Origin of the sequence: Xanthomonas sp. NCPPB 3569, assembly GCF_041475645.2 — a bacterium.
GTDB classification, from domain to species: Bacteria; Pseudomonadota; Gammaproteobacteria; order Xanthomonadales; family Xanthomonadaceae; genus Xanthomonas; species Xanthomonas phaseoli.
Window position 1 is genome coordinate 1,968,912 of sequence record NZ_CM192969.1, and the last position, 12,572, is coordinate 1,981,483.

General features: G+C 66.0%; 14 protein-coding genes. 11 read left to right on the forward strand and 3 right to left on the reverse strand.

Annotated features, from left to right (window positions below):
• Positions 1–51 precede the first annotated feature (51 nt).
• Positions 52–489 carry a hypothetical protein gene (locus ACCQ03_RS08425; RefSeq protein ID WP_003487019.1) on the reverse strand — a complete coding sequence of 146 codons (438 nt, stop codon included), beginning with the start codon at positions 487–489 and terminating at the stop codon, positions 52–54.
• 162 nt (positions 490–651) lie between these two features.
• On the opposite strand from ACCQ03_RS08425, the gene ACCQ03_RS08430 reads away from it, so the two are divergent.
• Positions 652–1,422, forward strand: a complete 771-nt coding sequence (locus ACCQ03_RS08430) for a glutaminyl-peptide cyclotransferase (protein WP_277601107.1) — start codon at positions 652–654, stop codon at positions 1,420–1,422.
• 89 nt (positions 1,423–1,511) lie between these two features.
• On the opposite strand, the gene ACCQ03_RS08435 is transcribed toward ACCQ03_RS08430, so the two are convergent.
• Together ACCQ03_RS08435 and ACCQ03_RS08440 are read right to left on the reverse strand one after the other, a co-directional pair.
• Complete coding sequence (locus ACCQ03_RS08435; RefSeq protein ID WP_057678273.1) at positions 1,512–2,315, reverse strand: amidohydrolase; 804 nt, start codon at positions 2,313–2,315, stop codon at positions 1,512–1,514.
• 219 nt (positions 2,316–2,534) lie between these two features.
• Complete coding sequence (locus ACCQ03_RS08440) at positions 2,535–3,683, reverse strand: pyridoxal phosphate-dependent aminotransferase (RefSeq protein WP_209227770.1); 1,149 nt, start codon at positions 3,681–3,683, stop codon at positions 2,535–2,537.
• A gap of 225 nt (positions 3,684–3,908) precedes the next feature.
• Between ACCQ03_RS08440 and ccmA the strand changes: the two genes are divergently transcribed.
• The 10 genes from ccmA to metX all read left to right on the forward strand — a co-directional run bounded on the left by ccmA (position 3,909) and on the right by metX (position 12,433).
• The gene (gene ccmA / locus ACCQ03_RS08445) at positions 3,909–4,553 is read left to right on the forward strand and encodes a heme ABC exporter ATP-binding protein CcmA (RefSeq protein ID WP_150146384.1); all 645 of its coding nucleotides are present in this window, start codon (positions 3,909–3,911) and stop codon (positions 4,551–4,553) included.
• Positions 4,550–5,245: a heme exporter protein CcmB gene (gene ccmB / locus ACCQ03_RS08450; RefSeq protein WP_057678276.1), complete on the forward strand. Its 696-nt coding sequence runs from the start codon at positions 4,550–4,552 to the stop codon at positions 5,243–5,245. The genes ccmA and ccmB overlap by 4 nt, the downstream gene beginning before the upstream one ends.
• Positions 5,246–5,339: 94 nt before the next feature.
• Positions 5,340–6,092, forward strand: coding sequence for a heme ABC transporter permease CcmC (ccmC, locus tag ACCQ03_RS08455; RefSeq protein ID WP_209227769.1), 753 nt, complete (start codon positions 5,340–5,342; stop codon positions 6,090–6,092).
• On the forward strand, positions 6,089–6,259 hold the full coding sequence (locus tag ACCQ03_RS08460) for a heme exporter protein CcmD (RefSeq protein WP_008573809.1): 171 nt from the start codon (positions 6,089–6,091) through the stop codon (positions 6,257–6,259). Before ccmC ends, ACCQ03_RS08460 begins: the two co-directional genes overlap by 4 nt.
• On the forward strand, positions 6,256–6,726 hold the full coding sequence (ccmE, locus tag ACCQ03_RS08465) for a cytochrome c maturation protein CcmE (protein ID WP_057678279.1): 471 nt from the start codon (positions 6,256–6,258) through the stop codon (positions 6,724–6,726). Before ACCQ03_RS08460 ends, ccmE begins: the two co-directional genes overlap by 4 nt.
• Before the next feature lie 171 nt (positions 6,727–6,897).
• Positions 6,898–8,835 (forward strand): heme lyase CcmF/NrfE family subunit, encoded by a 1,938-nt coding sequence (locus ACCQ03_RS08470; protein WP_150146390.1) that lies wholly within the window; start codon positions 6,898–6,900, stop codon positions 8,833–8,835.
• Entirely contained in the window at positions 8,828–9,430 is a 603-nt protein-coding gene (locus ACCQ03_RS08475; RefSeq protein ID WP_017157799.1) for a DsbE family thiol:disulfide interchange protein, read from the forward strand. Before ACCQ03_RS08470 ends, ACCQ03_RS08475 begins: the two co-directional genes overlap by 8 nt.
• Positions 9,427–9,861, forward strand: a complete 435-nt coding sequence (locus tag ACCQ03_RS08480; protein WP_057661533.1) for a cytochrome c-type biogenesis protein — start codon at positions 9,427–9,429, stop codon at positions 9,859–9,861. Before ACCQ03_RS08475 ends, ACCQ03_RS08480 begins: the two co-directional genes overlap by 4 nt.
• Positions 9,861–10,859 carry a tetratricopeptide repeat protein gene (locus ACCQ03_RS08485; protein WP_057661531.1) on the forward strand — a complete coding sequence of 333 codons (999 nt, stop codon included), beginning with the start codon at positions 9,861–9,863 and terminating at the stop codon, positions 10,857–10,859. Before ACCQ03_RS08480 ends, ACCQ03_RS08485 begins: the two co-directional genes overlap by 1 nt.
• Positions 10,860–11,230: 371 nt before the next feature.
• Positions 11,231–12,433, forward strand: coding sequence for a homoserine O-acetyltransferase MetX (metX, locus tag ACCQ03_RS08490; protein ID WP_057678280.1), 1,203 nt, complete (start codon positions 11,231–11,233; stop codon positions 12,431–12,433).
• The last annotated feature ends 139 nt before the right edge of the window (positions 12,434–12,572 follow it).

Genomic DNA, 12,572 nt, shown 5'->3' on the forward strand with positions numbered 1-12,572 from the left:
ACGTGCAGTGCACGCCCATCCGGGGACCACTCGCTCAGTTCGTTACCGCGCTTACTTGCGACGCTCGATCACGAAGTTACCGACGTTGACGCCCAGGTCCACGCCCTCGCCTGTGCCTGCCAGCGCGAGCGAGATATCGCCCTTGGTGACCACCTGTGCGGTGCTGGACTTCACGACACCCGCGTGCGCTTCGGCGGCCGCATACGTGCCGAACAGGTCGTTGAGGCTATAGGCACCGCTAAAGGTGCCGCGGCCGCCGACGATCTTGGATTTACCGACCGTCAGGCCACCGCCTTTGCTGGAGATCTTGACCGGAATGACCGCACCGTTGTCGCACTTGATGGTGCCGGTACCGCTGGCGGTCTTGTAGAACACCGACCAGCCGGACAAGTTGAACGACAGCTGGCAATCGATATTGCCGGCGGCCTGCGCCTGCGGGGCCAGCGTGGCGGCGCCAAGCAGCGCGATAAGCGAAAGTGACTTGATCATAGGGCAGTGCCAGTGGTGGACGTGGCGCGAGACTAGCAGCGCCGATGTGGCAGCCGCGACAAGATGCCAGTGCGGCGCATGCGTTTGTTCAGCGAGGTCTTCGCTGGCCTCGAGATGGCAGCAGAACTGCCGCCTGCAGCCGCGGCATGGGATGATTGCCGCATGCCACGCACCGTCTACAGCCTGCTCGTCAGCGCCCTGCTGCTGCCCACCCTCGCCCACTGCGGCGAGGCGATTCCCACCCAGGGTTACACCGTCGTCAGGACCTATCCGCACGATACCGCCGCCTTCACCGAGGGCCTGTTCTATCTGGACGGGCATCTCTACGAGAGCACCGGCGAGCTGGGCCAGTCCAGCGTGCGCAAGGTCGACCTGGACAGCGGCAACGTCCTGCAGCAGGTCAATACGCCGCCGCCGTTCTATGGCGAAGGCATCGTGGCCTGGAAGGATCGCCTGATCCAGCTGACCTGGCGCAATCAGCGCGGCTTCGTCTACGACTTGGCCACGCTGGCACCGCGCACCCAATTCACCTATTCCGGCGAGGGCTGGGCGCTGACCAGCGACGACCGCCAGCTCTATATGAGCGACGGGACCGCCAACATCCGCCGCCTGGATCCGCAGAGCCTGAAGCAGATCGGCAGCATCAAGGTCACCGCCCGCGGCAAGCCGCTGGACAAGCTCAACGAGCTGGAATGGGTCAAGGGACAGTTGCTGGCCAACGTCTGGCTGACCACCCGCATCGCACGCATCGACCCCGCCAGCGGCAAGGTCGTCGCCTGGATCGACCTCAAGGCGCTGGTGCCGGACCCCGACACCTTGACCGACCCCACCAACGATGTCCTCAACGGCATCGCCTACGACGCCGCGCACGATCGCTTGTTCGTCACCGGAAAGCGCTGGCCGAAGATCTACGAGATCAAGCTGGCTCAGTAGCCGGGATTGGGGATTGGGGATTCGGGATTGGGGATTGGCAACAGCGGGCAGGCAGGTATCTGTGCGGCAGTGCTTGTACCAATCACGAATCACGAATCCCCAATCTCGAACCGATCGGCATCCAGCATCGCGGGAAAACGGGCGCGGTGCTCGGCCAGCGCGATGGCGCTGAGGGTGGTGGTGACCACCTGCTCGCGTTCGCGAATTTCCACCTGCGGCTGGCCAAGGAAATCGATCACCGCGCTGTCGCCGGCGTAGTGCAGTTGGTTGCCATCGATGCCAATACGGTTGACCGCCGCGACGAAGCACAGGTTTTCGATCGCGCGTGCGCGCAGCAACGTCTTCCACGCATAGGCGCGGGCGGACGGCCAGTTGGCGACGAACACTTGCAGATCGAAATCCAGTTGCCCCGGGCGCTCCACATCGAAGCGATTGCGGCAGAACACCGGAAAACGCAGGTCGTAGCAGACCTGCGGATTGATCCGCCAGCCCTTCCATTCCACGGTCAACCGTTCGCGTCCGGCCGCGTAGCGCAGATGCTCGTTGCCGAAGCGGAACAGGTGACGCTTGTCGTAATACTGCAGCGCCCCGTCGGGCGTGGCCCATAGCAGCCGGTTGAACACACCGGCCTCGGTGCGCACCTGCACGCTGCCGGTGACCGCTGCACCCAGGCGTGCGGCCTGCGCGCGCACCCACGCCACGGTTGGCCCGTCCATCCCTTCGGCCTTGTCGATGGCGTCGTTGGAGAACCCGCTGGTGAAGGTTTCCGGCAGGATCACCAGATCGGTCTGCCCGGCAAGCGGCTCCAGCAACGCAGCGTAATAGTCGCGGTTACCGGCCGGGTCATGCCAACGGGTGTCGCCTTGGATCAGGGAGATGCGCAGGTCGTTCATCGAAAGCTCGGGAATGGGGAGTCGGGAATCGAGAATGGGTAAAGCTGTCTGCTGCTGCCTGTGCGCTAAGGAATGTAAGGGCGTCAATTGGACAGCAACTCGGCTCATGGGACTATGCAAGGTCTCCAGTGGAGAGGCGGGGCGGCATGCATGGAGAAGGGATACGCTAGACGGCTTGCTCTTCCAATTCCCAACTCCCGATTCCCCATTCCCCGCTCGTCAGAGCTGCTGCAAGCGCTCGATCGCCGCATCCAATGTCGCATCGTTCTTGGCAAAGCACAGCCGCGCCAGGCGCTGCCCTGCAGGCGGGTTCTCGTAGAACGGCGACAACGGGATCGCGGCGACGCCCTTTTCGATCGTCAGCCACTTCACGAATTCGGTGTCGGTCAGGTCGCTGATGGCCGAGTAATCCACCAGCTGGAAGTAGCCGCCGGGCACCGGCAACGGCTTCAAGCGCGTGGTCAGTAGCTGCTCGCGGAAGCGGTCGCGCTTGGCTTGGTAGAACGCGCCCAGTTGCTCGTCGTGTTCGGGCTCGTCGCGGATCATCGCAGCGAAGGCGTGCTGGGCCGGACCGAAACTGGTGAAGGTGTTGTACTGGTGCACCTTGCGGAATTCGGCCGTGAGCGTCGGCGGTGCGATGGCGTAGCCGATCTTCCAGCCGGTGCAGTGGTAGGTCTTGCCGAAGCTGGAGATCACGAATGCGCGCTCGCGCAGTTCCGGCCAGCGCAGCACCGATTCGTGCCGGCGGCCATCGAACACGATGTGTTCGTAGACCTCATCGGACAGCAAAAGGATGTCGGTGCCGCGCAACAGCTCGGTCAGCGTCTGCATGTCGGCGGCCGACAGCATCGCGCCGGACGGGTTGTGCGGCGAGTTGATCATCAACAGGCGCGTCTTGGGCGTGATCGCGGCGCGTAGCGCAGCCCAGTCGACCGCAAAGGTCTGCGGGTGCAGTGCCACATGCACGGCGCGTGCGCCCGCCAGCTCGATCGCCGGCTCGTAGCAGTCGTAGGCCGGGTCCAGCACGATGACGTCTTCGCCGGCCCGCACCACCGCGTGGATGGCGTTGAAGATCGCCTCGGTGGCACCGCTGGTGACGGTGATCTCGGTGTCGGCATCGACCTGTGCGCCATAGCACCGCTGCGCCTTGCCGGCGATGGCCTGGCGCAACGTCGCCACGCCGGTCATCGGTGGGTACTGGTTGTGGCCGGCGGCCATGGCCTTGGTCAGTTCGTCGACCAGCCGCTGCGGCACCGCGAAATCGGGAAAGCCCTGGCCCAGATTGACCACGCCGTGCTCGGCCGCCAGCTGCGACATGACGGTGAAAATGGTGGTGCCCACCTTGGGCAGCTTGGTCGTGAGGGGCATGGTGCCTGTCCGGACAAGAAACGGGGGATAGCGAGTGTACGCAAAGCCGCCAGGCGGTTGCGCCCGGACACTGCAAAACAGCGTTCCCCGACCCCGCGCGGCGCCTGCGACGCTGCCGCGGACGTCCCCGCCATGCCACCATCGTCGCTACAATGCGCGCCCGGTCCGGCGCGTCCTGCCCCGGCCTTTCCCCATGCCGTCCTGCGACGGGAGCCCGCTGCACCGATGATCGAACCGCTGCACACCGCGCCGCCGCTGCTGGCAGCGCACGCGCTGGCCTTCAGCCGCAACGAGGAGCCGGTGTTCGGCCCGCTGGATTTCCATGTCGATGCCGGCGAGGCGTTGCTGGTGCAAGGCGACAACGGCGCCGGCAAGACCACGTTGCTGCGCGTGCTGGCTGGCCTGCTGCATGTGGAGCGCGGGCAGATCCAGATCGACGGCAAAACCGCCAAGCGTGGCGACCGCAGCCGCTTCATGGCGTACCTGGGCCACCTGCCCGGTCTGAAGGCCGACCTCAGTACGCTGGAGAACCTGCACTTCCTGTGCGGGCTGCATGGCCGCCGCGCCAAGCAGATGCCCGGCAGTGCGCTGGCGATCGTTGGCCTGGCCGGTTACGAAGATGCATTGGTACGGCAGTTGTCGGCCGGGCAACGCAAGCGACTGGGGCTGGCACGGCTGTGGCTCTCGCCGGCACCGCTCTGGTTGCTGGATGAGCCGTACGCCAATCTGGATCTGGATGGCATCACCCTGGTGAACCGAATGATCTCTGCGCATCTGCGCGGCGGTGGCGCGGCGCTGGTCACCACGCACGGTGCGTATGCAGCGCCGCCGGTGCGCACCCGCATGCTCACGCTGGAGGCTGCGGCATGAGCACGCCTTCGCCGCAACCCTCGCTCTGGCAGGCCGCCCGCGCCCTGCTTGCCCGCGACCTGCAGCTGCTGTGGCGGCGCCGCAGCGATGCGTTGCAGCCGGCCCTGTTCGCATTGCTGATCGTGGTGTTGTTCGCGTTGGGACTGGGCGGACGCCCGGACCTGCTCGCGCAGGCCGCGCCGGCGGTGTTGTGGCTGTCGGTACTGCTGGCTGGCCTGCTGTCGCTGGACGCCTTGTTCCGCAGCGATGTGGAAGACGGCTCGATGGAGCAATGGTTGCTGGCACCGGTGCCGTTGGCCTGGTTGATCGCAGTGCGCGTGCTGCTGCATTGGGCGACCAGTGCGTTGCCGCTGATTGCCGTGACGCCGCTGCTGGGCGAATTGCTGCACCTGCCGCATGACCAATTGCCGGTGCTGCTGGCATCGTTGGCGCTGGGAACGCCGCTCCTGAGCCTGCTCGGCGCTGTGGTGGCGGCACTGACGGTGACGATGAAACGCTCTGGTATTCTCGTGGCGTTGCTGGCGTTGCCGCTGTACGTGCCGGTGCTGGTGTTCGGTGCCGGCAGCGTGGCGGCCAGCGGACAAGGGCAGGATGCAGTGGGTGCGTTGTTGTTGTTGGGCGCCGGACTGGTGATCGGCGTGGTCCTGGCACCGCTGGCTGCGGCGGCCGCGATCCGCATTTCGTTGAGTTGAGCGCTGCACTCGATGCATTGTCGATAGCACGCCCCGCACAACGCGTTGTTGCTGTTTCGAGAGCCAATGCCATTCCAAAGGCTACTGCCATCGCATGAACGTCGTCGTCCGCTGGTTCCACCAACTCGCATCGCCCCCGATCTTCGACCGTTTCACTGCGCGCTGGGCGCCGTGGTGCTACGCGCTGGCCGCGTTGCTGCTGGGCGTGGGCATCTGGCAGGCCTTGTTCGCGGTGCCGGCCGATTACCAGCAAGGCGACAGCTTCCGGATTCTCTATATCCATGTGCCGAGCGCGTGGATGAGCCTGTTCGTGTTCGGGCTGATGGCGCTGCACGCGGCCATCGCGTTGATCTGGCGCATCAAGATCTGCGAGATCCTGGCGATGGCGTGCGCGCCGATCGGCGCTGCGTTTACCGTGATCACCCTGCTGACCGGCAGCATCTGGGGCAAGCCGATGTGGGGCGCCTGGTGGGACTGGGACCCGCGCCTGACCACCGAATTGATCCTGCTGTTTCTGTATCTGGGTGTGATCGGCCTGTATCACGCCATCGACGACCGCCGTCAGGCGGCGCGCGCGGCGGCGTTGCTGGCCATCGTCGGGGTGGCGCTGCTGCCGGTGATCCGCTATTCAGTGGTGTGGTGGAATTCGCTGCACCAGGGCCAGAGCGTCCGCTTGCTTGGGCCGTCCACGATCGATGCAAGCATGCTGCTGCCGCTGTGGTTGATGGTGATTGGTACCAAGTTCTGGTTTGTCGGGTCGCTGTTGACGCGCGCGCGCGCCGACAACCTGCGCCGCGAGGCGGGCAAGGCCTGGATCGTGCGCGATGCGCAGGAGAGCGCGGCATGAGCTACCTGCCTTACGTCATCGCCGCTTACGCGGTGTTCGTGCTGGTGCTGCTGTGGGATCTGATCGCCGGCCGTTGGCAGGTGCGTCGCGCCCTGAAGACCGCCCAGGCGCGCCGCCTGCGCGAGCGCAAGCGCGCGGTGCCCAGCGATGCGGAGCTGATCCGGTGAACTCGCAACGTCGCCGCCGCCTGTGGCTGGTGCTGGCCTTGGTACTGGCCGGCGGGCTGGCAACCACGCTGGTGGCCATGGCCTTGCAACGCAACGTGGCCTACCTGTACACGCCCTCGGAAGTGCTGCGTGGCGACGCCGGCGCGCATTCGCGCTTCCGGCTTGGCGGCATGGTCGAAAAAGGCTCGTTCCAACGCGCCTCCGGCTCGTTGGAAGCACACTTCCGCGTCACCGATGGCGATGCGCAATTGCCCGTGAGTTACGACCGCATCCTGCCGGACCTGTTCCGCGAGGGGCAGGCAGTGGTGGCCACCGGCCGCATGCAGAACGGCATCTTCGTCGCCGAAGATGTGCTGGCCAAGCACGACGAAACCTATATGCCGAAGGAAGTCGCCGACAAGATGGGCAGCGCGCATCGCAAGCACGATGTGCCAGCCGCGGCGGATCAGGTTGGAGAGCGGCATTGATGACGTGCATCAGGCCATCTGCATGCCGGCAGGCGGGCGGCTTGCGCGCAAGGTGCATGGCCAACGACGTCGCGGTGGGTGGGCAAGCAGGTGCGGGCGCTGCAGGAATGCTGGCGCTGCAGGGCACCTGCGGTCGTCGCACCGGCCGATGCGCGACAACGCGGCGCCCCGATGCTTCCTGAACTCGGGACGTTCCTGCTGGTGCTGGCCCTGCTGGTGGCGCTGGTGCAGGCCGTGGTGCCGCTGGCAGGCGCACAGCGCGGACGCAGCAGCTGGATGGCCGTGGCGCGACCGGCGGCGCTGGTGCAGCTGGCACTGATCGCATCGGCCTTCGCCGTGTTGACGCACGCCTTCTTGGTGCAGGATTTTTCGGTGCGCTACGTCGCCGAAAATTCCAACAGCCTGCTGCCGGTGATGTACCGCTATTCGGCGGTGTGGGGCGCGCACGAAGGCTCGCTGCTGCTGTGGACGCTGGTACTGGCGTTATGGACCGGCGCGGTGGCGCTCTGGTCGCGGCAGCTGCCCGCGCACGTGATCGCGCGGGTGCTCGGCGTCATGGCGCTGGTAAGCATTGGGTTTCTGGCCTTCCTGCTGTTTACCTCCAACCCGTTCGCGCGGTTGTTCCCGGTGCCGCTGGAAGGTGGCGACCTCAATCCGCTGCTGCAGGACCCGGGGCTGATCGTCCATCCGCCGATGCTGTATTGCGGCTACGTCGGCTTTGCGGTGCCGTTCGCGTTCGCCATCGCCGCACTGCTGGAAGGCCGCATGGATGCGCGCTGGCTGCGCTGGACGCGGCCGTGGACCAATGTCGCCTGGTCGATGCTCACCGTCGGCATCGCGCTTGGCAGCTGGTGGGCGTACTACGAGCTGGGCTGGGGTGGCTGGTGGTTCTGGGACCCGGTGGAGAACGCCAGTTTCATGCCGTGGTTGGTGGGCACCGCCCTGCTGCATTCGCAGGCGGTGACCGAAAAGCGCGGCAGCTTCGCCAGCTGGACCTTGTTGCTGGCAATCGCCGCCTTCGCGCTGTCGCTGCTGGGCACCTTTCTGGTGCGCTCGGGCGTGCTGACCAGCGTGCACTCGTTCGCGGCCGACCCGTCGCGTGGGCTGTTCATTCTGGTCTTCCTACTGGCCGTGGTCGGTGGTTCGTTGCTGCTGTATGCGTTGCGCGCGCCGCTTCTGTCGGTGGTGGACGATCCGCGTCGCGCATTCGCCGGCAGCTCGCGCGAAACCTTGTTGCTGTTGAACAACCTGTTGCTCACCTGCGCCTGCGCAATGGTGTTGCTGGGTACCTTGTATCCGCTGCTCGCCGATGCCTTGGGGCTGGGCAAGCTGTCGGTTGGGCCACCCTACTTCGGCACCTTGTTCGTGGTGTTGATGGCGCCGCTGGTCGCACTGTTGCCCTTCGGCCCGCTCACCCGCTGGCAGCGCGAACAGGCTTCGCGGCCGATGGCGATGCTGGCGCCGTGGGCGGGTCTGGCGGTGGCGGCCGGCGTACTGGCCTGGTTCGCCGCGCCGCAGGGACAATTGAAAGCCGCCTTCGGTGTCGCCGGTGCAGCCTGGGTGCTGCTGGGCACCACGCGCTTCCTGTGGACGCGACGGGCGGCCAAGGGGCGCAAATTCACTGCCGAGATGCTCGGCATGGTGCTGGCGCACCTGGGCGTTGCGGTGTTCCTGTCCGGTGCCATGCTGGTGGAGGGATTGAGCCTGCAGCGCGAAGTGGCGCTGGCGCCCGGGCAACAGGTGCAGATCGGCCGCTATGCACTGCATTTCGACCGGATCGAAGAACGGCGCGGGCCCAATTACGTGTCCGACCGTGCCAACCTGCAGGTATTCAAGGACGATGCCCCGGTAGGCGCGCTGCATGCCGAAAAGCGCCGTTACGCCAGTGGCGGCCAGACGTTGACCGAGGCGGCGATCCGCCCTGGTCCGTTTGGCGATCTGTATGTCGCCCTTGGCGAACCGCTGGGCAATCAAGCCTGGGCGGTGCGTGTCCACCTCAAACCGTTCGTCCGCTGGATCTGGCTGGGAGCGTTGCTGATGGCGCTTGGCGGCCTGGTGACCGCGGCCGACCGGCGTTTTCGTCGTTCTCCGGAGATCCAAGATGGTTGAGTCACGTTCGCCCCGCCTGCCCACTGCGGTTCTCGTGGGCGCCATCGTGCTGCTGCTCGCCCTGGCAGCGCTGCTGGTCTATGCGGTGGTGCGCTCCGGTCAGGACGATCGCGATGCCCTGCCCTCTGCGCTGATCGGCAAACCAGCGCCGGAATTCGCGCTGCCGTTGCTGCACGACCCGGCCATCGTGGTGCATGCGCGCGAATTGCGCGGCGCGCCATACATCATCAACGTGTGGGGCAGCTGGTGCCCGGCCTGCCGCGAAGAACACCCGGTGCTGAGCCGCTTCGCCCTGACCAAACGCGTGCGCGTGATCGGCTACAACTGGAAGGACGAGCGCAACGATGCGCTGCGCTGGCTCGAACAACTCGGCAACCCGTATCTGCTTGTGGTCGCCGATCAAGATGGCCGCACCGCCATCGATTTCGGCATCGCCGCCGCGCCGGAAACCTTCTTGGTCGACGGGCGTGGCGTGGTGCGCTGGAAGTACAGCGGCATGCTGACCCAATCCATCATCGACACCCAGTTGATTCCGGCGCTGAGCAAGATCGAGCGTTCCCCCACTGCCGCACCGGACCTGCACGCCAAACGATGACGCGCACCTGGCTGCTCCTGCTGCTGTTGCTACCCTGGCTGGCCGTTGCCCAGCCGGTCGGCGACCCGGCGCCGCTGCGCTATGCATCGGCCGAAGAGGAGGCGCGTTTTCATGCACTTACCGCCGAGTTGCGCTGCGTGCAATGCCAGAACCAGTCGCTGGCCGATTCCAACGCGCAAATTGCGCAGGACTTGCGCCGCGAGGTGCTGGCACTGATGCACGAAGGCCGCAGCGATGCGCAGATCCGCCAGTTCCTGGTCGCGCGCTATGGCGAGTTCGTGCTGTACCGTCCGCGTGTGGAGTCGCGCACCTGGCTGCTATGGTTCGGTCCGCTGCTGGTGTTGCTGCTGGGCGCGGGCGCCGTTGTGCTGGTGGTACGCAAACGCAGCGTGGCCGCGCCTGCCATGCCTGCCGATGAGCAGGAGTGGTGATGGCCGGCTTTGTCATCGCGGGGATCGTGATTGCGCTGCTGGCCTTCGGCGTGGTGGTGCGCCCGCTGTGGCGCGAGGCGCGCGGCCTGGCCGCAAGCGTGGCAGTGTTGCTGCTGGCCGCGAGTGCGGCGTTGTACTGGTTGGTCGGCACGCCAGGCGCCATCACCCAGCCGACCAATCGCCCGGCCACGCCACGTTCGCTGGATGAAGCCATCGTGCAGCTGCGCGCGGCGCTGGCCAGTAACCCCGAACAGGCCGAAGGCTGGGTGTTGCTGGGGCGCTCGCTGTCCAGCCAGCAGAAATTTGCCGAAGCGCGCGATGCCTTCGCACGCGCGGTGGCACTGCGTCCGGACGAAGCGGACGTGCTGGTCGCCGCGGCGCAGGCGCGCATGCTTGCCGACGACAGCGGTCGCCCGGATCCGGAAGCCATGCGCCTGCTCGAATACGCGCTGGCGGTGCAACCGGACCATCAACGCGCACGCTGGTTCCTGGGGGTGGTGCAGCGCCAGGCCGGTGAGCCGGCCAAGGCCAGTGCGACATGGGAGCCGCTATTGCGCGTGGTCGATGTCGCAACCCGCCCTGGCCTGCTCGAACAGATCAATGCAGCCCGACAGGACGCCAAGCTCGAGCCGATCCAGGCACCGGCTGCACCTACCGCCGCTGCAGCGAGCGACAAACGCATCCAGGTGCGCGTGACGCTGGATGCCGAATTCGCCAAGCGCGCCGGATTGTCCGGCGACACCAGCGTGTTCGTGATCGCGCGCGCGGCCGACACGCCGATGCCGGTGGCGGTGGAAAAACACGCGCTGAGCGAGCTTCCATTGACCATCATGCTGGACGATGGCGACAGCCCGATGCCTACGCTGGACAAGGTACAGCTGCTGGCCCGGCTGTCGCGCAGCGGCAACGCCATGCGTCAGGCCGACGACGTGGAAAGCGCACCGGTGACGATCGCACTGCCTGCGGACGCGCCAGTGGAGCTGGTGATCGGCCGCTGATGGCGTGTTGCGTCTCATTGCGACGCTTCGGCGCAGTGCCGCATAAGAATGCCAAACACCATCTGCGCCAGCCTGACGGCTGCGCAGGAGTTCTGTTGGTCGCTCCTGGTCGGTTGCGATGTTCAAATCATCTGTACCGACCATCTCGACCGGCCCTTGCCTGCTCACCGTCGCGGCACGGATGTCGCTCAGGCGCTTGCAAGGACGCATTGCAGCGTTCCGCGCTGGTGGGCATGCAAGGGTCTTGCAGCCAAACCGCAGGTCTGCCGCCCTGCAAAGTGGCATCACGCAGCGCATGGCTTCCAGCCAATTCCGGATTTCCCATTCCCATCCTGCACACTGGCGCGTGCCATGGCAGATAGAATTGGCCCATGACTGAATTCATCCCCGCCGGCACGCTGTACCACGCCCTGCCCTCACCGTTTCCGATGAAACGCGGCGGCGTGCTGCATCAGGCACGCGTGGCGTACGAGACCTGGGGCACGCTGGCAGCAGACCGCAGCAATGCGATCCTGATCGTCACCGGCCTGTCGCCTAACGCGCACGCGGCGGCAAACCAGGCCAACCCAGAGCCGGGCTGGTGGGACGCAATGCTAGGGCCGGGCAAGCCGATCGATACCACACGCTGGTTCGTGGTGTGCGTCAATTCGTTGGGCAGTTGCAAGGGCTCGACCGGGCCGGCTTCGGTGAACCCTGCCACCGGCTTGCTGTATCGCCTCACCTTTCCGGACCTGTCGATCGAAGACGTGGCCGACGCCGCAGCCGATGTGGTACGCGCGCTGGGTATCGCGCAGCTGGCCTGCCTGATCGGCAACTCGATGGGCGGCATGACCGCGCTGGCGCTGTTGCTGCGTCATCCCGGCGTCGCGCGCAGCCATATCAATATCTCCGGCAGCGCACAGGCATTGCCGTTTTCGATCGCGATCCGCTCGTTGCAACGCGAGGCGATCCGGCTGGATCCGCACTGGAACGGCGGCCACTACGACGATGCCAGCTACCCCGAATCGGGCATGCGCATGGCGCGCAAGCTCGGCGTGATCACCTACCGCTCGGCGCTGGAATGGGACGGCCGCTTCGGCCGCGTGCGGCTGGATTCCGAACAGGCGGCCGATGATCCTTTCGGGCTGGAATTCCAGGTGGAAAGCTATCTGGAAGGCCACGCGCGCCGCTTCGTGCGCTTCTTCGACCCCAACTGCTATCTGTATCTGAGCCGCTCGATGGACTGGTTCGACCTGGCCGAGTATGTCGAGGAAAGACTCGCTGCCGGCTCTACCATCGACCACCCCCATGCAGATGCCCTGCCTGGCTCCGCCAAGCCGCAGACAGGCGTCTCGACCGCCGACGCGGTGCTTGCCGGCCTGGCGCGTATCCGCATCGCGCGTGCGCTGGCGATCGGTGCCAATACCGACATCCTGTTCCCGGTGCAGCAGCAGGAACAGATCGCCGACGGCTTGCGTGCCGGCGGTGCCGATGCGCACTTCATCGGCCTGGATTCGCCGCAAGGCCACGATGCGTTCCTGGTCGATTTCGCCCGGTTCGGCCCAGCGGTGAGCAATTTTTTGCGGGGCTGTTGAGCTGCTCGAACCGCGCGCTGCGCCGCTGGATCTCGGCCGATGTTGCTGGACCTGGGGCGACCGTCACCGCTGTTTTGCCGGCCGAGCAATCGATGCGTGATGTGCGCGCACACCGCATCAGCACGCCACACCATCCAAC

Bases quoted from the DNA above. Each gene is read 5' to 3' on its own strand.
- ACCQ03_RS08485 (WP_057661531.1), top strand. From the start codon at position 9,861: ATGGCCGGCTTTGTCATCGCGGGGATCGTGATTGCGCTGCTGGCCTTC.
- ccmB (WP_057678276.1), top strand. From the start codon at position 4,550: ATGAGCACGCCTTCGCCGCAACCCTCGCTCTGGCAGGCCGCCCGCGCC.
- ACCQ03_RS08430 (WP_277601107.1), top strand. From the start codon at position 652: ATGCCACGCACCGTCTACAGCCTGCTCGTCAGCGCCCTGCTGCTGCCC.
- ACCQ03_RS08425 (WP_003487019.1), bottom strand. From the start codon at position 489: ATGATCAAGTCACTTTCGCTTATCGCGCTGCTTGGCGCCGCCACGCTG.
- ACCQ03_RS08480 (WP_057661533.1), top strand. From the start codon at position 9,427: ATGACGCGCACCTGGCTGCTCCTGCTGCTGTTGCTACCCTGGCTGGCC.
- ccmC (WP_209227769.1), top strand. From the start codon at position 5,340: ATGAACGTCGTCGTCCGCTGGTTCCACCAACTCGCATCGCCCCCGATC.
- ACCQ03_RS08475 (WP_017157799.1), top strand. From the start codon at position 8,828: ATGGTTGAGTCACGTTCGCCCCGCCTGCCCACTGCGGTTCTCGTGGGC.
- ACCQ03_RS08460 (WP_008573809.1), top strand. From the start codon at position 6,089: ATGAGCTACCTGCCTTACGTCATCGCCGCTTACGCGGTGTTCGTGCTG.
- ACCQ03_RS08440 (WP_209227770.1), bottom strand. From the start codon at position 3,683: ATGCCCCTCACGACCAAGCTGCCCAAGGTGGGCACCACCATTTTCACC.
- ACCQ03_RS08435 (WP_057678273.1), bottom strand. From the start codon at position 2,315: ATGAACGACCTGCGCATCTCCCTGATCCAAGGCGACACCCGTTGGCAT.
- ccmA (WP_150146384.1), top strand. From the start codon at position 3,909: ATGATCGAACCGCTGCACACCGCGCCGCCGCTGCTGGCAGCGCACGCG.
- metX (WP_057678280.1), top strand. From the start codon at position 11,231: ATGACTGAATTCATCCCCGCCGGCACGCTGTACCACGCCCTGCCCTCA.
- ACCQ03_RS08470 (WP_150146390.1), top strand. From the start codon at position 6,898: ATGCTTCCTGAACTCGGGACGTTCCTGCTGGTGCTGGCCCTGCTGGTG.